Annotated in this window: 15 protein-coding genes and 1 tRNA gene; 6 read left to right on the top strand and 10 right to left on the bottom strand. The window is 37.8% G+C overall.

Features of this window, described 5'->3' with window-relative positions:
* Position 1 precedes the first annotated feature (1 nt).
* The 3 genes from GQR38_RS04665 to GQR38_RS04655 form a co-directional block, all read right to left on the bottom strand.
* Entirely contained in the window at positions 2 to 1,276 is a 1,275-nt protein-coding gene (locus GQR38_RS04665) for an alpha/beta hydrolase (RefSeq protein WP_165721110.1), read from the bottom strand.
* A gap of 205 nt (positions 1,277 to 1,481) precedes the next feature.
* Positions 1,482 to 2,840, bottom strand: coding sequence for a serine hydrolase domain-containing protein (locus GQR38_RS04660; RefSeq protein ID WP_024590246.1), 1,359 nt, complete (start codon positions 2,838 to 2,840; stop codon positions 1,482 to 1,484).
* 284 nt (positions 2,841 to 3,124) lie between these two features.
* Positions 3,125 to 5,302 (bottom strand): response regulator, encoded by a 2,178-nt coding sequence (locus tag GQR38_RS04655; RefSeq protein WP_165721109.1) that lies wholly within the window; start codon positions 5,300 to 5,302, stop codon positions 3,125 to 3,127.
* A 488-nt stretch (positions 5,303 to 5,790) separates the two neighbouring features.
* Between GQR38_RS04655 and GQR38_RS04650 the strand changes: the two genes are divergently transcribed.
* Positions 5,791 to 6,468: a glutathione S-transferase family protein gene (locus tag GQR38_RS04650; RefSeq protein WP_165721108.1), complete on the top strand. Its 678-nt coding sequence runs from the start codon at positions 5,791 to 5,793 to the stop codon at positions 6,466 to 6,468.
* Positions 6,469 to 6,521: 53 nt separating this feature from the next.
* Here the strand turns inward: GQR38_RS04650 and GQR38_RS04645 are convergent, their stop codons facing one another.
* The 6 genes from GQR38_RS04645 to GQR38_RS04620 all read right to left on the bottom strand — a co-directional run bounded on the left by GQR38_RS04645 (position 6,522) and on the right by GQR38_RS04620 (position 15,833).
* On the bottom strand, positions 6,522 to 8,261 hold the full coding sequence (locus tag GQR38_RS04645; RefSeq protein ID WP_165721256.1) for a SulP family inorganic anion transporter: 1,740 nt from the start codon (positions 8,259 to 8,261) through the stop codon (positions 6,522 to 6,524).
* Between the two features lie 156 nt (positions 8,262 to 8,417).
* Positions 8,418 to 11,357 carry a TonB-dependent receptor gene (locus GQR38_RS04640; protein ID WP_165721107.1) on the bottom strand — a complete coding sequence of 980 codons (2,940 nt, stop codon included), beginning with the start codon at positions 11,355 to 11,357 and terminating at the stop codon, positions 8,418 to 8,420.
* A gap of 624 nt (positions 11,358 to 11,981) precedes the next feature.
* Positions 11,982 to 12,506, bottom strand: coding sequence for a DNA starvation/stationary phase protection protein Dps (dps, locus tag GQR38_RS04635; protein WP_010553097.1), 525 nt, complete (start codon positions 12,504 to 12,506; stop codon positions 11,982 to 11,984).
* A 236-nt stretch (positions 12,507 to 12,742) separates the two neighbouring features.
* Positions 12,743 to 13,111: a DUF2237 domain-containing protein gene (locus GQR38_RS04630; protein WP_121953954.1), complete on the bottom strand. Its 369-nt coding sequence runs from the start codon at positions 13,109 to 13,111 to the stop codon at positions 12,743 to 12,745.
* 136 nt (positions 13,112 to 13,247) lie between these two features.
* Positions 13,248 to 15,116 (bottom strand): bifunctional glutathionylspermidine amidase/synthase, encoded by a 1,869-nt coding sequence (gene gss / locus GQR38_RS04625; RefSeq protein ID WP_165721106.1) that lies wholly within the window; start codon positions 15,114 to 15,116, stop codon positions 13,248 to 13,250.
* Between the two features lie 330 nt (positions 15,117 to 15,446).
* Complete coding sequence (locus tag GQR38_RS04620; protein ID WP_024593322.1) at positions 15,447 to 15,833, bottom strand: hypothetical protein; 387 nt, start codon at positions 15,831 to 15,833, stop codon at positions 15,447 to 15,449.
* A 370-nt stretch (positions 15,834 to 16,203) separates the two neighbouring features.
* Between GQR38_RS04620 and GQR38_RS04615 the strand changes: the two genes are divergently transcribed.
* From GQR38_RS04615 to GQR38_RS04605, 3 genes are all read left to right on the top strand, one after another.
* Complete coding sequence (locus GQR38_RS04615) at positions 16,204 to 17,037, top strand: mechanosensitive ion channel domain-containing protein (RefSeq protein WP_165721105.1); 834 nt, start codon at positions 16,204 to 16,206, stop codon at positions 17,035 to 17,037.
* Positions 17,038 to 17,279: 242 nt separating this feature from the next.
* The gene (locus GQR38_RS04610; RefSeq protein ID WP_165721104.1) at positions 17,280 to 19,352 is read left to right on the top strand and encodes a catalase; all 2,073 of its coding nucleotides are present in this window, start codon (positions 17,280 to 17,282) and stop codon (positions 19,350 to 19,352) included.
* A gap of 140 nt (positions 19,353 to 19,492) precedes the next feature.
* Positions 19,493 to 19,966, top strand: a complete 474-nt coding sequence (locus tag GQR38_RS04605) for a VOC family protein (protein WP_165721103.1) — start codon at positions 19,493 to 19,495, stop codon at positions 19,964 to 19,966.
* A 212-nt stretch (positions 19,967 to 20,178) separates the two neighbouring features.
* Here GQR38_RS04605 and GQR38_RS04600 read toward each other — a convergent pair.
* Positions 20,179 to 20,263, bottom strand: a tRNA-Leu gene (locus GQR38_RS04600).
* Between the two features lie 390 nt (positions 20,264 to 20,653).
* Between GQR38_RS04600 and GQR38_RS04595 the strand changes: the two genes are divergently transcribed.
* The gene (locus GQR38_RS04595) at positions 20,654 to 21,643 is read left to right on the top strand and encodes a fatty acid desaturase (RefSeq protein WP_165721102.1); all 990 of its coding nucleotides are present in this window, start codon (positions 20,654 to 20,656) and stop codon (positions 21,641 to 21,643) included.
* A 401-nt stretch (positions 21,644 to 22,044) separates the two neighbouring features.
* Positions 22,045 to 23,331 carry an amidohydrolase gene (locus GQR38_RS04590; protein ID WP_165721101.1) on the top strand — a complete coding sequence of 429 codons (1,287 nt, stop codon included), beginning with the start codon at positions 22,045 to 22,047 and terminating at the stop codon, positions 23,329 to 23,331.
* Positions 23,332 to 23,669 lie beyond the last annotated feature (338 nt).

Here is a 23,669-nt window from a genome sequence, read left to right as displayed (position 1 = left end):
ACTATTCGTTTTTAATTAGGTAATTTGAATCAAGCGACCAAAAGTTATTTTCGAGTTTTTGCAGCGGTCGTTTTTTAGAGCCTGGCGATGCTTTATGTAATATCAAATTAATGAGATCAGAACTTACCGCCGGATCACTATGAAAGTAATCATGACCTATTAAGCTGCCAGATTTAGGCACTTTAATTAGGCTTACGTTACCTACTGAGGTAAATATGTCTTGCTCGTTTATGTTTACATCTTTTGTGTTTAACCTACCAAAACTTAAGCTGTTTGTTAGCCATTGTGAAATACCCAATGCGCTATCTTCTTGAGAGGTGTAAATAGTGATTTTTCCAAATGCGGGCCCAAATTGCTCAGCCATTAGCCTTTGCTTAATAATACCAAAATCAAGATCGGGAGCAGCTAAAATTAAGTTTTCAATACGCAGGTCTTCTCGGGGATTTCCGCCACTGGCTCTGTTTTCAATTATAAGTTCTCTAAGTGTTGTGGTTACTACATCTGTGCCACGGCTATGCGCAATAATATGAATATTTTCTATTTCAGGATTTTTAAAAAGTAGTCGTAAGGTTTCTTTTAAATGAAAAATAGTAAATTGACCAGACTCTTTATCTTCAAAATAGCCGGTTAATCCTGTGGCGGCAGCAGGCCAAGAGTAAACAATAGGTACGCCTTGTCGGTTTAAAAAATGCCAAATACCAGCAAGAGTAAATACCGATTCGTTAAAGGTATTATTAAAGCCATGCACAAACAAAATAACGTCTTTATTATTACTGTTTTTTAAACGCTGATTAATGTTTTTGTTTAACTGGGTTTCGTGAAAAATTTTGCGTTCTAAAATATCTTCGTCAATTTGGAGTTTGTTTTTTACGCGTCTAAATTTATAAGGCGATAAAGGAAAGCGACCTAATTCATCCGCTTTCTCCATTACGTAAGTCAAATTTGCGGAGCGATTTTTAAGACTACTTTGCTTTAATAACTCACTCCACTGCAAAGATTTATCGCCAAAATTTACTTTTGCTACACCGTACGCAATTGATGGCGAGCGACTTGCGTTATACATAACCCCCTCTTTTTCAGAAATTGCTCGGTCTGTAACATAGAGTAATTCCATACTTGTAGTATGTAGGTTTTTAGGTACTTGGGCTTCTGAATAAGGCGTACTTACATATAAATTGGGTGTAGGCATTAAAGCTGGGTTTGAAGTACAAGCAGATAGCAAAATAATGAGCAAAGGGGCGAAAATATAGGATTTACCGTGAGGGTGAAAAAGCATGCTTATTCCTTATTTTCGGTTTGTAAATTATTTTAAAGAGGTTAAGTATAAAATTAGCATATAAAAAGTAACATATTTATTACCTTTTACACATCACATACTAATTTTATAATTTATTGTTGCGTTAACGAGGATTCAAAATAAAAATACCCGAGCTTATAAGTAGAGAAAGCTGCGGGCATTGTTTTTTGGGAGGCTTATAAAGCTAAATCTTAATCGCCTCAGTAGGCGTTGTTGATAATCCACTAAAATACTTCATTACTAATTGGCCTTGGCTGTTTTTTTCTATTACTAAGTAATTGTTTGAATTAGGGTAGTAAAAGCTATTTTTAGACATGGTAATAAGTTTTGTTTTATCGCCACCAGTGCGCTTTGAATACAAAACGTCATTTTCAAAAATTAGGCTGCGTAAGGTGTTTTCATCAATACGGTAATCACCCAATACGGGCGCTAATTGCTGCTCTGTTACCTCTGCTTTTTTAAACTCGGGTAGTGCAATACCTAGTGCTCTGGCTGTGAATTTTTCGTTGATAAAAATAGGGTTTATGTGGTTTGAATTAGCCAGTACTGCAACATATAGCTTTTGCTCTGGAATATAGCGTGCATGTGCTAAAAAGCCATTTATTCCGCCAGTGTGTTTAATTACGGTGTATTCATTCAAGGGCTTAATAATTAATCCGTAACCATAGGATGAAAAGCTGCCGTCGTTGAGTTTAAAAGGGCTTACCATCTTCTCATAACCTGCTTTACTAATAAGCTTGCCAGACGATAACGCACTAAACCAAATGTTTAAGTCGGTTGGAGTAGATATAAGCGCACCTGCGGCATATGGCCAATCCATATTAATGTAGCTGGTGTTGATAAATCCTTGCTCTGTTTGCTCATAGCCAGATGCGCGATGGGTAACAAGTTCTTGCCCTTCATAACTACTCTGGTTCATTTTTAGCTTTTTAAATATGTGTTGTTCAATAAAGTCTTTGTAAGACTGGCCACTTGCTACTTCAATTATTTTACCAAGCAGTGAATAACCGGTATTTGAATAAGCCATCGCTTCGCCGGGTTTAAACACCATTGGGTGTTTGGCAAATCGCGCTAGTGCATCGTCAACGCTGGTGGGGACTTGTATTTCTTTATCAAAGAGATCGTCGTCATCTGTGTAGTTGGCGATGCCTGAGGTGTGGGTTAATAAGTTTTCGATTGTGACGAGGTTGCCCTCTGTTGGAAAGCTTGCAACATACTTATGAATATCATCGGTAACCGCTAGCTTACCTTGCTCTTGCAACATCATAATTGCAGCTGCAGTAAATTGTTTTGAAATAGAACCTAAACGCAAAACGCTTTGCTCATTAAGTGGAATGTTATGCTCAAGGTTGGCAAGCCCGCGCGTTCCTTTAAAAAGTACTTTGCCATTTTTACTTATAATTACCGATACCCCAGGCTCGTTTTCAGTAAGGTTATCGTTAAGAATTTCCTGATATTGCGAGGCTGTCGGATTTGCTTTTACAAGGCAGGGTGTTAATAGCGAGAGGGCTAACAAACAGCTAGCGTAAAATGGCTTAATCATATTCATCCTTTTTAGTTTTTATACCAAACCTGTAGATAGGCTTAGCGATCCCTGTGCTTCATTTAAGCGGTTATTTACTTTAATTTATAAGTATTATTTTTAGTTTATAGCCAGTTAATATTGCACAGCTAAAAAGTAAACTCAACGCTTCGCTTTAGTTACCCATATACATTCAAACTTTTTGTTAAATCAATAAACGCGCATAACCTTGGTGGCATATGCCGCTTAGTTAAATAGTTTAAGTAATTAGGCACTCCTCCCATTTTATATATATTAAGTAGCTACTATGATTTCAGCCGCTTGGATAAAAACAAGGTTGTTACATCAGCTACTTTAATTAGTGACAGTTTATCTGCATGGCTCCATGAAATTTTTGAGCCAACACTTTCACAACAAATAACACCTAGTGGCTTGTTATCAATAAAGTAGATGTAATCAAGCAAGGAGTAAATGTTTGATGGTTCAAAATAAACTTTGGTGAAGTTTTTAGTGATTTCGTGGTTTCTCGCATCTGATGCGTCTAATACTTTATGATCTAAAATATAGTCAAAGTATGCAGGAAAGTCTTCAGCTTTTAAAACTGCATTACTTACTATTTCATTTTTTTCATCAAGGCAAATTAAGCTATTAATGGCAGTATAGTCGTGATTAAATAACCAGAGACTGACTCTGTCGGCATTTGGAATTAACTTTTTTAGCTCATTGCATATCTGTTTTAGCTTACGTTCACTCGTAATGTTTGGGTTACTAACTTTAACTGCTAAATTTTTGAGATTTGAGTTTTTTGGATTATAGACATTGAGCAAGCTATTTAAATGCTCTTTATTAAATGGCTTCGTTAAATAGCCATCCATACCAATATCTAAATAGTGTTCAATATCTTGTTTCATGGTGTTGGCTGTCATGGCAATAATTGGCGTTGTTTTACCTGTTTGTTGCGCTCTAATTATTTTAGTGGCTTGCACTCCATCCATCACTGGCATTTGAATGTCCATAAAAATCAAATCAACATGGTTGGCAAAAAAGTAATCAACGCATTCTTTGCCATTTTCGGTAAATATTACTTTCGCATTATGGGCTTGTAGCATTTTACTTACGACAACTTGATTTACTTTATTGTCTTCGGCAACCAAAATAGTACACCCTTGTAAATCGGTTATTTCTTTATTTGGTTTTAATAATTCATCGAGTTCTGATGTTTCAAAGCTTTGTTGGTAAGTAAATACAGAACCTTTATCTTCTTTACTCGTGAAGTTGATTTTGCCATTCATTAAATCACTTAGCTTGGTGCAAATGGAGAGGCCAAGGCCCGTGCCCCCGTACTTTCTAGATGTAGACGAATCAGCCTGATGAAACTCTTTAAATAAATTTTGCTGTGCAGCTTTACTAATACCAATACCTGTATCGATTATTTCAAATACAATATTTTGCGTGTTTAAGGAGTTCTCTTTTACAGTGACTTTAAACTCTACCTGGCCTTGTTGTGTAAATTTAATCGCATTTGAGCATAAGTTATTTAAAATTTGTGAAATTCTGACAGGATCGCCTTTTAAGGTTGTAGCGATATTTTTATCTATAGATGGAATAAATTTTATTCCTTTATCTGTGGCTTGTTTCATTAGTGGATTAATTACATTGTTAATGACTTCGCTCAGGTTAAAGTTAATATTCTCAATATTTAATTTACCCGCTTCAATTTTTGAAAAGTCTAAAATGTCATTTACAATATTTGATAGTATATTCGCGGAGCTTAAAATACTTTTTAAGGCGTTATCTTTTTCTATATTTGAAGTCTCTGCCAGTCCAAACTCAGCTAAATTTAAAATGCCGTGCAGCGGAGTTCTTAGCTCGTGTGACATATTTGCTAAAAATCGACCTTTTAGAGTGTTAGCTGTATCAGCTTCTTTTTTTAGTTCTTCAAGATTTTTATTATGTATTTGTTGTTGTTTTAATGCAGTGGCCAGCTTTCTGTTGTTTAACCTGAGCTCAAGTTGTGCGATAACTTCTTTGCCAAGTATTTTCAGTGCGTTAATTTGTGTTTGAGTTAGCTTTTTTGGCTGGTCGCTGATAACACATAATGTACCAATTGTGCTGCCACTAGGTGTAACTAGCGGTGTGCCCGCATAAAACCGAATGTTTGGATCGCTGGTTACTAGAGGGTTATCATAAAAACGTTCATCAAGTAGAGCGTTTTGTATTTCAAATACTTGGTCTTGCAGTATTGTATGAGAGCAAAATGCGATATCTCTTTCGGTGGAGTCTACATCGATACCATACTTTGATTTAAACCACTGCCTTTGTGGATCAACTAAGCTTATAAGTGATATGGGGGCTTCACAAATATCAGAAGCAAGTTGAGTTAAATCATCAAATACTTTTTCGGCTTCAGTATCTAATATTTCATACTCATACAGGGCTTTTAATCTAGATTCTTCGTCTACTGGTATTTGTGCTTTTATCATAGTATTGCTCAATATTTATATAGATTCACTATAAGAGTAATTTAGTGATAATGACAACTTTAACATTTAAATCAGGCTAATAAATAGATTCTGTATTTTGTTACTCTCTTATTATTTTTTTGAAGTGTTTTTTATAAAACCAGCGAAAGTAAAAAGGATCTTTCCATACTGAACACTCTCAGTAATTAACATCGGAATTAATAGGGATTAAACCAGTCTATAGTTTTACATCATCTGTAAATTTTGAAACTCAGCAGCTCTGCTGGTGGGCAAATTCTGCAACCTTGTGAATTATAAATTTCTAAAAGCATGTGATGGCTCGAAAAGGCTGATATTTTCCTTGGCATAAGTGATATTCACTAATGAAGTATCACGAAATGCTTACAATTAAATCACGTTTTAACTGTATATTTTACTTAGTTAAAACTTAATTTGAACACCCGCTCAAGTTGTGCTTTAATCATGTCTCAATTATTGAGGAACTTTACATGATTAAATTTTATTTTCACCATACTCCTAACCCAATGAAGGTTGCACTCTTTTTAGAAGAAACAGGCTTACCGTTTGAACTTGTTCCTCTTGATACTTTAAAAGGTGAGCAACATACACCTGAATTTAAAGCAATTAATCCAAACGCTAAGGCGCCAGCAATTGTTGATGGTGAAACTCGTGTGTTCGATTCGAATGCTATTTTAATGTACCTTTCTGAAAAATATGGAAAGCTAGAAGGTAAGGCCGACGATCGCGCTGAAATGCTGTCGTGGTTAATGTTTATCGCATCTGGTTTAGGTCCGTATTCAGGGCAAAGTGTTCACTTTAGACATATGGCACCAGAAGGGCTTGATTACGCGGTTAACCGTTATTTACGTGAAGCGCAGCGCCACTACGAAGTACTTGATACACATCTTGAAGGTCGTGACTTTATTGTGGGTGATACATACACTATTGCTGATGTTTCTGCTTGGGGCTGGATTGATAAAGCACCGGTTGTATTAGGCGAAGAAGGTTTAGCACCGTACCCAAATCTTAAGCGTTGGTTTGAAAGCATTGATAGCCGCCCAGCGGTTGCACGTGCACGCGTAATTGGTACTGATGTAGCATTTAAAAAAGAGTTTGATGAAGACGCTAAAAAAGCGTTTTTCCCTTCAAATTACCCAAAAGTATAAAAAGTACTTAATACAAACAGCAGAGCCAGCTAGCTGATCTGCTGTTTAGTATTTTATGGATGTGTGAGCGCCTCTTTATTTTCATCTGCCACGAATAAATTAACTTCCTCTGTATGCTGGCTTACGCTATTTCTTTTTAGGGCGATGTATAGGTCTGAGTGAATATATATACCTTCTTTTCCCGACTTCATTCCTGCAATTTCAAACCATGAAAGGAGTTGGCGTTTTCTACCTGCAAGTTCAAGCCTTATATCGCGCTTTTTAAATATAACATCTAGATCGGCAAGCATGGCCATTACACTTAAATCTAAGTGAGTAAAGCAGGGTACAGCGTCAATTATTACACATTGAGTGTCGTCTTTTTGTCTTGCGTATTGCTCAAGTAATCTGCGTTTAAAGTAGCTGGCATTAAAGTAAGTTAAAGGTGAATTAAAGCGATAGATAAACACGCCTTGCACCGATTTTGCTTTATCTGTGGCGTCTAAACTTCTTACTACACCGTTAACATCTACGCCGAGTATATTGTCGGTTGGGCGCATTACAGTGCGAATAAATTGAAATAACCCCAGTAATACAGCAAGTGTGATCCCTGGTATAACGCCAATAAATAACACCGCAAGTAAGGTGGCTGAGGCGAGATAAAATGCCTGTTTATCTTTTCGTTTTAATTGCCAAACCGCTTTTAAATCGAGTAAATGAACAGAGGCAATAATAAGTACAACACCTAGCGCTGCGCTTGGAATAAATTCAAGTGGGGCTGTTAAAAACACGGCTATGAGCGCAATAATGGCCGCTGCTATTATTGATACTAACTGCGTTTTACCACCCGTTGCATCGTTAACAGCGGTGCGTGAGTCGGCGCCACTGACTGCAAAACCTTGCGAAAGAGCTGACGCTATATTGGCAATACCTAGCGCTCTAAATTCTTTATCGGCGTCTATGTCGTAGCCATTTTTAGCGGCAAAGCTGCGGGCAGTTAGCATCATACTTACAAAGCTCACGATGGCTAAGTTAAGTGCGGGTACCACTAACTCACGAATAATCCCTAAATCAAAAACAGGGGTATTAAAAACGGGAAGCCCGCCAGTTACGGTACCAATGGTTTTTATATCAAGTTGTTTTAAATCAAAAATCCATACCAAAAGCGCACCAAAAGTTATGGCGAACATAGACGCAGGCCACGTGGGCCTTATGCGCTTCATGGCAAAGTAAACCGCCAGTGTAAACAAAGCCATTAGTAAGGTGGGAACATGTGTTTGCGCTAGATATGTGGGTACACCACCTAGGCGTTCAAGTAGGTAGCGTTCGTCAAAGGTAAAACCAAATACTTTAGAAAATTGACCCACAATAATAGTGATAGCCACGCCGTTTAGTAAGCCCATTAAAATAGGTTTAGATAAAAAGTCGGCTAATACACCTAACTTAAATTTACTGGCTATAAAGCACCAAAAGCCGGTCATAGCGGTCATTGTGACAACAAGTTGCCAATGCTTAAAGCTGTCACCTGCAGCAAGAGGTGTTACTACTGCTGCAATAACGGCGCAGGTGGCGGCATCAGGGCCGACTATTAATTGCTTAGAAGTGCCAAAAAGCGCATATAGCATCATTGGCAGTATGCAAGAATATAAACCGACGGCGGCGTTAACACCGGTTAGTTGTGCGTAAGCAATGGCAACAGGTAAAGCTACCGCAGCTACCGATAGCGCCGCTCTTACATCATCAGCAAACCATTGTCGCTCGTAGTGCAGCAATGTATCTAAACCCGGCATAAAATTATATAAACGCGACAGCACTTCAACTTTTCCTGTTAATAGTAGTAACGCTTTGATAGTAAATTTAATGTTCAAATAAGTATAGCTAGGTGGGTGTGTTTTTTACGTAATATAAAGCTACTTTTTTATAGACGTAAAAAAGCCTGCATAAAAGCAGGCTTTAGTTTTTAGGGAAAATTAAAATTTAGCGCGAATACCAAAGCTGTAACGGCGATCCGCTTCAGTGTACTTCCAAGCACCACCTAGTTCAGATAGGTAGATTGAAGGCTCACCCGTTAAGTTGGTCGCATTACCTACTAAGGTCACGTTTTCGTTAATATCCCAGCTTGCAGAAAAATCTAACTGGCCTCTGTCGTCACGGTAGTTATTACCGTAAACAGTGCCTTCTGCTGAAATGCTGCCGTCTGAGTTAATATTTTCTACGCGTTTCTCATTTTCAGTATCTAAGAAACTGTCACGGTAGTTATAAGCGATACGAGTAGAGAGCCCTTCGTATTCCCAAAATACTTGTAAGTTGTACGTATTTTTAGAAATATCTAATAATGGGTTGCCGTTTGGTTGTTCGCTGTCTGCATACGTGTAGTTTGCATTAACACCTAAGCCAGAAAATGCACCAGGTAAGCTTGTGAAGAACTGTTGATAACCAACTTCAAAACCTTGTACTGAGCCGTTTTCACCGTTTACATTTTTAACTGTATCAATACCCGTTAGTCCTGCGTCACGCAAGCCTGCAACATGGTTAAAGCCATCAGCATCTACTGGGAAGTCAGTTGCATCTGAGTAAACTAGGTTGTCTTGTGATACACCTGCAACGTCAAGCTGACATACTTGGTTCCACTGAGTTACGTTTTGACCTGTTGAAGTGCTTGATGCAGCTACACAGCTACTTTCGTTACTTAAGAAAGACTCAACATCTTTATAAAATACTGCGAAAGATAGTACGTTACCTTCATCAAAGTAATGCTCTACAGATAAGTCGTATTGCGTTGCACGGTATGGTTCTAAATCAATAGAGCCTTGCGTTGCACCTGTAATGTCGTTATTAACGTCAAATGCAGGGCTTAGCTCGCTAAAGTCAGCGCGGCGCATAACTTTTGCAGCAGCAAAGCGGAATAATGTTTCGTCTGAGTAGTTATACGTAACGTTTAAGCTTGGTAAAAAGTCGCTGTAGTCATTGTCGCCAGTTACTTTTTCGCCATTAAGAAATACGCTTGATTCTAAATCTGTAGTCACATAACGACCACCCACAATCGCAGTGATGTTATCAAAGTCTAAGTACGCTGATATGTACACAGCAGCTGTATCTTCAACTACGTTACGGTATGCGCTTTCTTGGAACTCTTGGTTATCTGAAAGACTACCTGTTGACGCTAGGTTAGTACCTGCAAGTAACTGCTGAAGTTGAGCGTAAGTATTTGCAGGGTTAGATAAACCGTTGTAGCTTAAAAACGTTAGTAGGTCATTTTGTCCTGAATGACCTAATTGGTCAAAAGAGTTGTCGTGGCTAACTGTTGTGAAGCTATTTGAAAAAGCAGCGTTGTAGTCATCAACCCATAAAGTAGCTAATGAACCATCTGAGTCGTTAAATGCATTTTTGTAAATGTCTTTAATTTCTACTTTGTATTGCTCATATTCGTAATCGCGGTTAGTAACACGTACACCTGCTTTTACTTTAGATACCCAGCTTAAGCTGCTGAGAGGTTCAAACATTTCAACGTCAAAACGAATAGCTGTTTCGTCATTGTCTGTTCTTCTATCTTCACTTTTAAACGTACGTAGTGCTAAGTTTTGTGGGTCAGTAAATGCATTTGGATCTGAATGAATGATGCTTGGTAATTTATTACCGTCTTGAGAAAATGCACCATCATATAAATGATTTGTTAGCTGAGTTCCGCCACTTGCTTCAAATGTTGATTTTTCGATTGGGCGAAGTGTAAATTCAGAATCAGGTCTTACGCTTTCTGATGATGCTACTGCAATTTCGCCAGAGATTTTTATACTGTCAGTAAGGTTCCACTCTGCACCAAGTGCATTTGAAAACGAGTCAGTTTCACGAAAGTCACTGTATGTTTTAGGGATACCAAATTCGTTTGTTAGCGTGTAATTATTTACGCCGTTAGCATCTTGAGTTGTATTTGCATCTGTTGATAACGAACCCGCAACACCTAATATAGAGTTACCACTTTGCTCACCAGAGCGTTTAGTGCCACTTAAATCTAGATACACCATGCCATTACCAGATTGCGGTGCCCATTGAAGTGATAAATTTACAGCAGTACGTTTACGTTGTTCTACATATTGTTCAACACTGTGCTCGTCTCGTACGATAGCGTTGCCACTTGGTGTATTACCTTCTTGGCCATTAATATCAATGTCTTGAGGTTTAACACGGCTAGACGTTTCATCTTGACGAATTTCACGATCTTGATATGAAAACATAGCAATGGCACCAAAGGTACCCATTTCGTCAAAGTCCCAGTTGTTACCAAGTGAACCACTAAAAATAGGTGCTACTTTTTCTGTTTTATCAGCGTACTCACCATCTAATGAAACAGCACCAGTTAGTTTATCTAGCTCTAATGGGCGAACTGTTTTTAAGCTAACTGTTCCGCCTAATGCACCTTCAATCATATCGGCAGTAGGAGACTTAACGACTTCTACTGTTTTTAAGAAACTTGATGGGTAATCTTGTAAGCTAATACCGTCACGAGAGTCACCAATAGTAGAGCGACCGTTTAATTCAACACGGTTTTGAGGTAAGCCACGAATCGAAACACTGTCACCCACACCAAAATCGGTATTAATAGATACACCAGTAATACGTTGCAGTGCTTCTGCAATATTATTATCAGGTAACTTACCAATGTCTTCAGCAACAATCGCATCTACAATACGTCCGTCAGTACGCTTAAGCATAGCGGCGGCTTTCATACTACCTAGCATGCCTTTTACTTCAATAACTTCAATATCTGCAGCTGCCGTTTCTGAAGCTGCCGGAGCCTCTTGCGCTGCAATATTTGAAGAAGCCATTAGTAAAAGGGCTGCTGCACTGATTGTTGTAGAGCTACTTCTTTTATGTTTATTAATTAATGTTGAAGTAATTTGATTGAGTTTCATGTATCTCTCCCGTTTGGGTACGACTTACGTCATTGTGTGTGTTGTTACTTGGTTTGGTTAACCAATTTAACTGCTATTTCCCTGTAGTGTGTCATACAGGTGGTATGGTTGAAATTAGTCCAATTCAGCTTTTATTACAACCTTTGTTTACCAAAAATTCACAAGGTGTATTACAAAGTGTTCTTTTATTTTGCTTATATTTAATAAATTTAATAGCTTATGGTGTATTTTTATTTTTTATATTTTGAGTGAATTTTATTGAAGTATGTTTACCAAAGGCGTTTTTTATATTATTTGTACTATTAAATACATTTTTTAGTACTATTTTTAAATTTTATGTCGTACTTTTATACGTATTTAGTTTGTTTTTTAAGTGATGTTAAAATAATGAGATGTTCATTAAAGGTTGGCTATGGCTTATAAATTTGCGAAATAGTAAGGAGTATAAAATCATTCAATTTTATTTTGGTTATTTGTTTTGGTAATACCAATTTTCTATTGTTTTTATATGAATTTTGTATTAGAGCTTACTGATACATATCTATATATGATTATAAATAGAGTGATTTTTGCGAAAAAAAAAAGCCCAGCATATTAATGCTGGGCTTTCTTAGATTAAATATATTAGCTTTTTAGCTCGCCTGTAGATGATTCTAAATGTGCTCTAATAAACCACTGAAATTGCTCTAGGTCAGCTAGTTGGCTGGTGATCATATCTTCAGACACCGGATCTAATTCAGAAAGAGTCTCAATTGCTTTGCGGTGATCGCCATTAACGCCGTTGTATACTTTATCAAGTGCGGCTAAATGCTCGGTTACTAACCCTTTACCTACTGAGTATTCGTTCCATGTACGACGATCTACAATTGATTTTGGCGTACCAACGGGCACTCCACCAAGAGTCGCAATTCGCTCTGCAATTGTATCTGTCATTTCGCGCACAATGTCTACTTGTGGGTCTATCATTTCATGTACGCCAATAAAGTTAGGTCCCACTACGTTCCAGTGAATATGCTTTAAAGTAAGCTGTAAATCTATCAATGCAACCATGCGGTTATCTAGCGTAGCTATTGTTTTTTGAGCTGATTCGTCACTCATACCTGGCGCGGTAAATTTAGTTGTTTTGTTTGATTCGTTATTGTTACTCATAATTTCTCCTACATTAAGTAATGTGTTGCTCATATAATATGTTGCGTTATGAGCATGACTTAAACTTAATGAAGCAACTGTTATGCCGTAAGCTGATTGTTTTTAAAAGTTATTTAAAAACATGTGGTTATGTTTTTATTTAAGATTTTAGAGGCTGGAGGGGGGATTGAATTTTTGAAAAGCCTGCATACATTTGTAAAATCTGCAGACTTTAATTTAATAACGCTTAAGTGTATTTAAACTTTGGCTATATATTCGTGCGCTTTTAAAACATCGAGCGGCACTATTTCTAATGATTTTTTATTTGTAGCTTCAAGTACCACTGGTGGCGCAACGTTTGCTGAAATAGCATGAAGCCATCTTAGCGCACACAAGCACCATTTATCACCGGCTTTTAAACCTTCAAAATCGTAAAGAGGGTTTGGGCTTATTAAGTCGTTACCTTGTGATTTTGAAAATTGTAAAAACTCGTCAGTCATAATTGCACACACACTGTGATTGCCAAGATCTGATTCTGGTACATAACAAAATCCTTCTCGTGTGTAGCCACCATTACCGCAACATAGTTTTAAACGTGTGCCAAGTACATTAAATTGATTCGCCATGAAATACCTTAGTTTGTGGTGTTTAATAAATTTACTCTATCAGGAGTAACTCGCTTGAGATAGCTATAAAACTTAAAAGAGGGAAGGGGGTCTACACAAACTTAAGCCCGCAGCAAAATTGCGGGCTTAGTATTATTTATTTAATACGCAGTGCCATACAATCGCTATGGCCGTTTATGATCATGCTTTTATCAACACGTACGCCACCACCAGAGTATTTTCCGGCGGCTGTAAAACTACATATTTGTACAAAGTAATCATCTACTTTGGGCAGTGCAAATAGTTGTTGGTATATTTGGTCTTGCTCGGCAAAGTGCCCCATTGTTTTTTCTATAACTTGCTGCTGTTCATCAACAAGTTGAATATTAGCACCACAACGTCCTACTATTGGTTTAACTACATAACCGGTTTGTAATAACTCGTCGTTAAGCTCAAACGCGGTATTAAGTAAATATTTATGATTAGGGAATAAACTCCACAGTATTGGTAAAATAGCCTTGTTACTTGGGATCAATGTCCACAGCGGTTCAAATACCATCACGTTTTTACGCAGCAGTACATCGACTAAGCGTGGCGTTTCACCAATTTTGAATTGTGGTTCAAAGTTATCACCTAATGATTGGTCGGCTTCACATTCTTCACGAATTTGATCAAGTGCGGTTTCCCACGACCAGGTTTTCCACACATAGCTCAGCTGTGAGCCGTCTTCATCTACTATGTTGCCTGATTCATTCCAGCGAAGTGTGCTTAAGCCAATTACTAACTTACACTCAAAGCCCGCGGCTTCAATGGCTTCTTTCATAAATAATGCGTGGTAATGCTCTTCTGGTTCATCATCTTGCAGAATATGAACAAGACCTTTTACTTCACTTTTACGCCATGCTTTTACGAGATCTTTAAATAAATTTTGGCCTGCATCTACACCTGTTTTAACACCAAAGTGTTTTGCCCATTTACCCTGAACTTTGCCGCTTTCCATGTAACACGATGCCGAATCGCAATTGTATTCGTAAACTTTTAAACCTGCTGCTGTTAAAGCAAAGTCAAACCGACTGGTAATTAATTGGTTTAAGCGGTTATCCCACGATTGGCGAATTTTATTAATCACAACATCGGGTAAATTAAACTTTTTTAATAACTCAGGGTGCTGCAGTACATAGTCGGTTGCATGCATAAATAAGCCATGCAGCTCATTTGTTGCATGCTCAATGCTTTGCTGCGCCGTTTGAGATATCGCAAAGTAATTATGTTGATCCTCAGCTACTGATGTAAGTTTATGGCCTTGCATCATTTCTACGTAGGCAGCTTCATCGTCATTCGCAATATTTAACCATGACTTGTTTGTTTGGCCTGTATCTACTGCTTTATGGGCTTCTATAATAAATAAATCAGTGTTTAGCTCAGACGTTGGCTCAGCATATTCTGTTTCATCAGTTTGTGTCATCCAGCCTAAAATAGTGGCGTCGCTGTAAGAGCACTCAATCCAATAGTCGCCATCTTTAGTTACTTTTGCTTTTAGTTCACGGCACCAGTTTTGATTTGTTGGCCATATTTGATGTCCTACATTTTGCTCAGCAAGGCGTATTTTATCTTCGTGCACTTCAACAACGACAGCAACATGGCCTGTTTCTTCAAACTCGCCGCCTTCCTCCCAAATAAGTAAACTACCTACTTGAGGATGATATTTAGCACCATTTTTAAACGCGTTTAGTGGCAATCTGTTTTGGCTATTTACATCGCGCACAGAACGCAGCTCAAAAATATCGTAAGCCATAGCAATATCATCAAAAATATAGCTATGGTTGAGATACATCCATCGACGTGCAAACTCAACGCATTGCCATTTATAGCCCATGTAAATGCCATCAAGGTAACTACGATAGGCGCTACGATTAGGATAAATACTTTCGTCAGCCGTATCATAATCAGATGAGTAAACAGCAACATTACCAGGTGCATAACCTAATAAGGTACCAAAATCACTAGCAGGAGCAGAAGATTTCATAAACAAAGATGTTCAAAATAAAGGTGTGATAATTTGCTGACTATATGAGCGAAACTGCGTTATAGCAAGATATAAAATATGTTTTTACGAAGGGGGATAAGTAAAAAATCACTCATTCATTAAAGAGTGAAAATACGGGAGAGTACTTTTACTAATAGTGTTAGGTTTGGTGCTTTTTTAATTGTAACTGGTTGAAATTTATTGATATTTTTGAAGTGATTATTATTGTTTAAATCTCAACTAAAAAATGGAGAAGCTATAGGTAACTTCTCCACTTTTATTATTCATATTTAGTGATTTTTATAATATGTAAAGCAGGTTAACGCGCCGCTAAATCATTTCAGCATCTATATGGCGTATTAGGTTTGATACCCAATTAACATATTGGCGGTGAATTTTTTTGCCGTTGTAGTTTAAGTTAATAGAGTCTTTATAGTTGATTGAGTATGCCGTTTTGTCATACGCAATATCGATAGTTAATTGGTGTGTGCGAATATCCAGTACACCTTTTATTTTACCTTCACTCATAGGCGTACACTTCCAACCAAGCTGAATACATGCCTTTAGAATGCCTTTTTCTACGTCAGCTTCACTGTTGGTAATTGTTGATGTTTGTGGAATAGGGTTTTGTTCAAAGTCTCTTACTGCAACAGATGTTGAACAACCAGCAAGTACAGTAAGTGTTGCCGCTGTAAGTAAAATTGAGTACTTTTTCATAATAATCCTTTGTTTTAATTTCATCCAATTGTGTTGTCTCGCCAATATATGCGCGCTTAGGTGAGATTATCGGTAAATTTATAGATGAGTGCCAGCAATAATTAGAAAATTAAAAGAGTTAACTGAGATTTATATTGGGCATTAACTTTATTTATGAACTAGTTAAAGTTTAATTATTTAAGCTATAAACCAAGGGGTAAAGCAAAATTATGTGTTGAAAGATTTACGTGAGCGATGACATGTTTTAAGGGAACGCTCTTTCTTTATGTTTTAAATTACTCCTATAGTCGTACTTTAGTTAATTTTTTGTTAAACTATTGCGCTTAGTATGGATTGAAGTCAGTTAAAAGTTTTTAAAACAGGAAAAACAATGGAAGACATAATAAACAACATTGATATTAATCAATATTTACCCGCTGCAATTACGTGGGCAACCAACATATTACTGGCGATTGCAATTTTACTTGCGGGCTTATGGTTGGCAGGCAAAGTACGCAATTTAATTATTGGCTTATGCCATAAATACACTCATCTTGATGATACGCTTTTTCGCTTTTTAGGCAGCATGGCTCGCTACATCATATTAGCGTTCGTTATTATTGCTGTGTTAAATCGCTTTGGTGTACAAACAGCCTCTATTATTGCTTTGCTAGGTGCTGCGGGGCTTGCTATAGGCTTGGCGTTACAAGGTGCAATGTCGAACCTTGCCGCAGGCGTTATGTTGCTTGTTTTTAGACCTTATAAAGTGAATGACTTTATTGAGGCGGCAGGGCGTTTTGGTAAAGTAACAGAAGTAGATATGTTTACTACTATTTTACAAACGTTCGATAACCAACAGGTTATTATTCCAAATAGTCAAATTTGGGGCGCGCAAATTATAAACCATTCACATCATCCAATTCGTGGTGTGGATATGCATTTTGGTGTTGCTTACGGTGAAGATACAACGGCTGTACGTAAAGTTATAGATGCCGTACTTGCAGCGCACCCACACATACTAAAAGATCCAGCTCCTTTTGTTGAAGTAGAAACTCTTAACAACAGCTCAGTAGACTTTTTAGTAAGACCTTTTTGTAAGGGCGAGCATTACTTCGATATTCTTTACACGGTGCCAGAGTTAATTAAAAAAGCACTTGATGAAAACAACATTGAAATACCTTTCCCACATCGTAAAGTTATTTTAGTTAACGAGAATAAAGATTAATTAAATTTAAAAATGCATAAACCTAAGAGCACTTTTAAGTGCTCTTTTTTTGTGTGAAAAAGTTACATACCTGTGTAACCTTTTCTTTTATAAACCACTTCAAATACTACATTGTTATCTGTACAGCCCTTTTTTACTAGGTTGGATGGCTGGTCTTTATTTTGCATTTGCATAGTCGCTTTTAGCTTTTAAGCTCATAAAAACTATTGACCCATTAAATCAAACTGTATGAAGGACTAAACATGGCTGAATCATTTAAATACGCAGGTAATAAAGGGCATGGCGGTGAATTGCATCAAAAAGCGTCGGATGAACACCCTACCATGACCACCGCGCAGGGCTGCCCTGTAAGTGACGATCAAAATTCATTACGTGCTGGAAAGCGTGGCCCAGGATTATTAGAAGATCACATAATGCGCGAGAAGATCTTTCACTTTGATCACGAGCGCATTCCTGAGCGTGTAGTGCACGCTAGAGGCTATGGTGCACACGGATATTTTGAAACTTACGACACGCTTGAAGATTTAACCTGTGCAGATATTTTTCAGCGAAAAGGTGAAAAAACCCCAGTATTTACTCGTTTCTCTACGGTTGCAGGTAATAAAGGGTCTCCAGATTTAGCACGTGATGTACGTGGTTTTGCGGTGAAATTTTATACCCAAGAAGGAAACTGGGATTTAGTGGGTAACAATATACCGGTATTCTTTATTCAAGATGCGATGAAGTTTCCAGACTTAGTTCATTCAGCTAAAGCCGAGCCAGATCGTGGTTTCCCCCAAGCGCAAACAGCACATGATAACTTTTGGGATTTTGTGAGCTTATCGCCTGAGTCAATGCACATGGTTATGTGGGCAATGTCTGATAGAGCTATTCCGCGTTCATTGCGATTTATGGAAGGTTTTGGCGTTCATACCTTTAAATTCATTAATGCCAAAGGTGAAGAGAAATTCGTTAAATTTCATTGGAAACCAAAAGGCGGTATGCAATCGGTAGTATGGAACGAAGCACTTAAGCTTAACGGCGCCGATCCTGATTTTCATCGCAGAGATATGTGGGAATCTATTGGCAATGGCGACTTCCCTGAATGGGAGTTAGGTGTGCAAGTGTTTGATCAGCAATTTGCTGATGAATTTGAATTTGATATTTTTGATGCCACTAAGCTTATACCAGAGGAACAAGTGCCAGTTCAAATTGTTGGCCGCATGGTGCTTGACCGTGTTGTAGACAACTTTTTTGCAGAAACAGAACAAGTTGCCTTTTGTACTCAAAATATTGTACCAGGGCTCGACTTTACGCCCGACCCGTTACTGCAAGGTCGTAACTTTTCATACTTAGATACTCAAACTAAGCGTTTAGGTGGGCCTAACTTTACGCACATTCCGGTCAATGCTCCTAAATGCCCAATGCGTCATTTTCAGCAAGATGGCCACATGGCAATGCACAATCCAAAAGGGCGTGTAAATTACGAGCCAAACTCGTGGAGTGGCGGTGAAAATAACCCGCGCGAATGCCCTGCACATGGCTTTAAAAGCTCAAGCGAGCCTGAAGTAAGCGGCGGTGATAAATTACGTTATCGCTCAGAAACATTCAGCGATCACTACAGTCAAGCTCGTCAATTTTATTTAAGTCAAACAGAGGTAGAGCAGGCGCATATTCAATCTGCGTACGTGTTTGAGCTTTCTAAAGTTGAGCATTTACCAATACGAGAACGTTTGGTATCGCACTTGTTAAATATTGACGAAACCCTTGCAAATAAAGTGTCCGAAGGACTTGGCTTGCAAGAAATGCCAGACTCAGCAGAAGCTGCTATGCCAACACGTAAAGACTTACCTGTGTCTGATGCGTTAAGTATTTTAAAAAATGCGCCAAATACATTTAAAGGGCGTAAGTTAGGTATTTTAGTGAGTGACGGGTTTGATGCAGAAATTTTTGAATCGGTTACTAATTCACTTGAAAGTGAAGGCGCAAACTTTGAAATTATTGCCCCACAAGTCGGCGGTGCTAAATGCAGTAAAGGTAAGCACTTTAAAGCAGACCAGGTTATTAATGGTGGTCCATCGGTTTTATATGATGCGGTACTTGTACTAACCACCGAAGAGGGAGCTAAAAAACTAGCTGCCATTGCAGAAGCCAAAGACTTTGTAAGTGATGCATACGCACACATGAAATTTATAGGCTTTACAAATGAGGCTAAGCCATTATTTAAAGCCGCAGGGCTCGATGACAAAGCAGATGATGGTTGGATAGATTTAGCTACCGTATCGGGCGAGGCATTTATAGAGTCATTACGTAATTTACGTTTTTGGCAGCGCTAAGTATTTATTAGAGCTATTATTTAATTTATATATTGTTTTAAGGTCAGTCAATCTGACCTTTATTTAAAAACTTTAGTGCCTATTACAGACAGCATTTAAATCAGTTTTAATAACATGGATTCAACAGCGAGGTGATCACTATGTCAGTTTCGGCAATACCAAAAGGGTTTCATTCAGTTACACCTTATTTAATTATGAATGACGCACAAAAAGCGATAGATTTTTATTGTGATGCATTTAGTGCTGAACACGTAATGCAAATGCCTTTACCTGATGGTGGAATAGCCCATGCAGAAATAATAATTGGTGATTCGCATATTATGCTTTCAGATATTGGTTCTGAAGAGTATTTAAAAAGTCCAAAAGAACTCGGTGGTACAGCGCTAAGCCTTATGCTTTATGTTGAAGATGTTGATACCATATTTAAAAAAGCAATTGAGCTAGGTGCAACACTAATAAGACCCGTACATGACCAGTTTTATGGGGATAGGACCGGCACACTACAAGACCCATTTGGTCATATATGGATCATTGGTACACACAAAGAAGATGTTAGTGACGAAGAGTTAAATAATCGAATTGGGGATATAACAAATCAAGAGCAAGATGCATAATTAGCATGCTAATCAGATTTATGTACCTCCCTAAGATATGCCGAGAGCTTTAATGGAAGGCTTTTGCTTCAGCTGAGCTAGGTTTCATCTTGTTATCGAAACCGTTTTTTTACCTAAAAGTAGCTAACTTAATTAAGTGAATTGGTATAAGTTACTAGTTAATTTTTAGGCATAAAAAAACCTCAGCCAATAATTAGCTGAGGTTTAAAAAGTGGTACCAGCGGCCGGACTCGAACCGGCACTCCTTTCGGAAGGGGATTTTGAATCCCCCATGTCTACCAATTTCATCACGCTGGCATAATTTTTCTTTAATCTTTTAAATATAAAAAATAAAGAAAAACCACTTAAAATAAAAAGGATACTTATATACCTCTTATTCTGTATCCGCATTATACAAACAAAAGAGGGGGCGGCAAGCCTTTTCTTTTATTTGCATAAACAACTGGTTGATAATTAATCGTTTATAGTAAAGATACTCAACAGGGAATTTTTTTAAGTCTTTTTGGCTGATACAAAAAGCGAATGTTTTAGGTTATGAGTGCTATTAAACTTGTTATGCGATTGAATACGTAAGCAATTGAACTATTGGTAATAGTTAATCGTATTACAATAATTATTCCTGCTTTATTCCGATGTTGCGTTTAATTCGGGTATTATTTGTACAACAAGGTTTTTAAGACATTACATATGACTCAATTAAGTGCCAAGCAGAACATTCAAGCGATTGTTAAAGCAATTAAGGCAGAAGAAGTATCACTTCGTCAAAAGCACCCATTATTTGCACACCAAAATACCTTAGGGTTAATTATTTTATTGCTATCGCTTAGCGCATTAATTGGTGTTGGTGTTTTATATTATTTAGCCATCATACCTGCTTGGGTATGTATAGTACTTGCGGCTATTGCTGCGTCTATTTCCCATGAGTTAGAGCACGACCTTATACATAAACAATACTTTAGTAATCAGCCGTTCATGTATAACTTTATGATGCTAACAGTATGGTTAATGCGGCCAAATACTATTAGCCCGTGGTACCGACGTAAAATGCATTTACATCATCACAAAACCTCAGGCACACAACAAGACCTTGAAGAACGCTTGGTGGGTAATGGTATTAAAAACCCATTTTTACGTGCGCTAGTTATTGTCGATGGGCTATTAGGGTTAGTTATTTCTACTAAACGTTTTAGAAAAGAAATTAATGGCTTTAGTTTTTCGAGTGTTTTTAATGCGGGGTTTCCGATAGCGACTGCGTATTTTGCTGTTTTATATAGCGTTATTCTATTTCATATTGTTGATTTATTTATACCACTTTCGCTAAATTCACCTAACTGGTTGTTAAGTACAATGAGTGTGTTTGAATTTTTAATGGTCGTACTTATTGTGCCTAATATTATTCGCTCAAGCTCGCTTAATTTTGTTACCTCAAGCATGCATTACTATGGCGGCGTTAATAATATGCTTGAACAAACACACGTACTAACGAGTCGTTTATTTATGCCGTTTCACTTGTTTTGTTTTAACTTTGGTAAAACGCATACCATCCATCATTTTGTGCCAAATCAGCCGTTTTATTTACGCCAAATGCTAAGTGAAAAAATACTTAAAGTAATGCAACAGCACAACGTGCGCTTTAACGATTTTGATAGCATTAAAGATGCAAATGTATTTAAATAACTCCCGCCAACATTAGGGGAGGTTTTACGTTGCTATTCTTATTTTATAGTTTGAATAGCAATTATGTACCAAGCCTATTACTCGTTAACTTCTCCTATCCACCACCGCGCTTATTAAAACTCACTTTACGTGCGTTGGTTGACTATTAAATGCCATTCTTAAATCAATAAAAACAAAAATGGTAGGCTTAATTAGCGCTAAATCTTCAAACTAAAAATAGATAAAACCAGTGAAAAGTGAAGTGGCCCTTCATAGTTGGGCATCTAGCTTAAATGGGATTGATTATTGTGGAGCCTTCGGTAATAGTGGTTATAGAGCGAACTAATTATGTTCTCAATAGTATATAAGGGCTCGTGCTCATCAATATTATAAAACCAATAAATATAATAAGGACAAACAGGATGAAAAAATCACTAATTTCAATAGCGCTGGGCTTTGCTGCCCTTAGTGCGCTTAATGCCAATGCAAACATTGATCAGCAAGTGAAAAAGGTAGAGCAACAGGTTATTGATTGGCGACGTGATTTTCATCAAAACCCTGAGCTTGGAAATCGCGAAACCCGCACAGCAGGTATTGTAGCTAAGCACTTAAAGTCGCTGGGTATGGAAGTACAAACGGGGGTTGCTTTTACTGGCGTTGTGGGGTTATTAAAAGGTGCAAAGCCAGGTCCAACAGTAATGCTACGTGCAGATATGGACGCGCTTCCAGTTACTGAAAAAGCCGATGTTGATTTTAAATCAACTAAAACCACTAATTACCGTGGTGTAGATGTAGGCATAATGCATGCTTGTGGGCACGACACGCACGTGGCTATGTTAATGGGCGCAGCCGAAGTATTAGCAAATATGAAAGATGAATTGCATGGCAACATCATGTTTGTGTTTCAACCTGCAGAAGAAGGCGCACCAGAGGGGGAAGAGGGTGGCGCTGAGTTAATGCTTAAAGAAGGCATATTTAAACAATACAAACCAGAGGCTGCTTTTGGGTTACACATAACATCTAGTTTGCACAGCGGTAAAATTGGTTATAGAAGTGGCCCTGCAATGGCCAGTGCAGACCGATTTGAAATAACAGTACATGGCAAGCAGGCACACGGCTCTGCACCGTGGACTGGGGTTGACCCCATTGCCGCAGCAGCGCAAATAGTAACAGGCGTAAATCATATTGTTAGTCGCCAAATCAACATTACCAAAGAGCCTGCTATTGTCTCGTTTGGTAAGATAGCGGGTGGGGTACGTAATAATATTATTCCTGAAGAAGTTGAAATGGTAGGCACAATTCGTAACTTTGATATGGATAATCGTGCACAAATATTTGAAAAAATAAAAACCACAGCCACGCACATTGCTAAATCGTCAGGTGCAACTGCAGAGGTACACATTCACGAAGGTTATCCGGTAACGATTAATAACCCTGAGCTTACTGCGCAAATGTTACCTAGCCTTAAAAAAGCAGCAGGTAATGGAAACGTAGTGGAAATGGGAAAAATAACCGGCGCAGAAGACTTTTCGTTTTACGCATTAGAAGTGCCGAGTGTATTTGTATTTTTAGGCGGCACACCAAGTGAGCAAGATTTAAATACAGTGGCTAGTAATCACTCACCTTATTTTTATGCCGACGAATCGTCGTTTAAAGTAGGCACTAAGGCGCTTAGCCTCTTAGCTGTTGATTATTTAAACGCACATTAATACCAACTCGCAATAATACATAATCAATTTGAGGGATTAAACCGCACGTTAACTTCGTTAAAAATATCTCATATAGAACAACTAAATAACGAAATTTTTGCCTTGTTATCGACACGGTTTTCTTACCTCAAAATAGACAATTTAATTAAGCGAATTGGTATAAAAATAGCTTAAACACACCACGTTACGCTATTAGCTTAACGTGGTATTGCTGTTTTATTTAAAACATCGGATCATGTTTGTAGCACTTGCTCAACTTTTAAAAAATCACTCTAAAAAATTAAAAATCTAACCGAATATAAAAATGAACCGGCGAGCAGTTTTTTATATTTTAAAAA

This window comes from Pseudoalteromonas sp. c7(2019), assembly GCF_011378625.1.
Classification (GTDB): domain Bacteria; phylum Pseudomonadota; class Gammaproteobacteria; order Enterobacterales; family Alteromonadaceae; genus Pseudoalteromonas; species Pseudoalteromonas arctica.
Note: the sequence above shows the minus strand (reverse complement) of the source record. Positions and strands in the feature narration are given on the sequence as shown.

Coding starts and splice junctions, on each gene's coding strand:
- GQR38_RS04665 (WP_165721110.1), bottom strand. CDS start 1,276: ATGCTTTTTCACCCTCACGGTAAATCCTATATTTTCGCCCCTTTGCTC.
- GQR38_RS04660 (WP_024590246.1), bottom strand. CDS start 2,840: ATGATTAAGCCATTTTACGCTAGCTGTTTGTTAGCCCTCTCGCTATTA.
- GQR38_RS04655 (WP_165721109.1), bottom strand. CDS start 5,302: ATGATAAAAGCACAAATACCAGTAGACGAAGAATCTAGATTAAAAGCC.
- GQR38_RS04650 (WP_165721108.1), top strand. CDS start 5,791: ATGATTAAATTTTATTTTCACCATACTCCTAACCCAATGAAGGTTGCA.
- GQR38_RS04640 (WP_165721107.1), bottom strand. CDS start 11,357: ATGAAACTCAATCAAATTACTTCAACATTAATTAATAAACATAAAAGA.
- dps (WP_010553097.1), bottom strand. CDS start 12,506: ATGAGTAACAATAACGAATCAAACAAAACAACTAAATTTACCGCGCCA.
- GQR38_RS04630 (WP_121953954.1), bottom strand. CDS start 13,111: ATGGCGAATCAATTTAATGTACTTGGCACACGTTTAAAACTATGTTGC.
- gss (WP_165721106.1), bottom strand. CDS start 15,116: ATGAAATCTTCTGCTCCTGCTAGTGATTTTGGTACCTTATTAGGTTAT.
- GQR38_RS04620 (WP_024593322.1), bottom strand. CDS start 15,833: ATGAAAAAGTACTCAATTTTACTTACAGCGGCAACACTTACTGTACTT.
- GQR38_RS04615 (WP_165721105.1), top strand. CDS start 16,204: ATGGAAGACATAATAAACAACATTGATATTAATCAATATTTACCCGCT.
- GQR38_RS04610 (WP_165721104.1), top strand. CDS start 17,280: ATGGCTGAATCATTTAAATACGCAGGTAATAAAGGGCATGGCGGTGAA.
- GQR38_RS04605 (WP_165721103.1), top strand. CDS start 19,493: ATGTCAGTTTCGGCAATACCAAAAGGGTTTCATTCAGTTACACCTTAT.
- GQR38_RS04595 (WP_165721102.1), top strand. CDS start 20,654: ATGACTCAATTAAGTGCCAAGCAGAACATTCAAGCGATTGTTAAAGCA.
- GQR38_RS04590 (WP_165721101.1), top strand. CDS start 22,045: ATGAAAAAATCACTAATTTCAATAGCGCTGGGCTTTGCTGCCCTTAGT.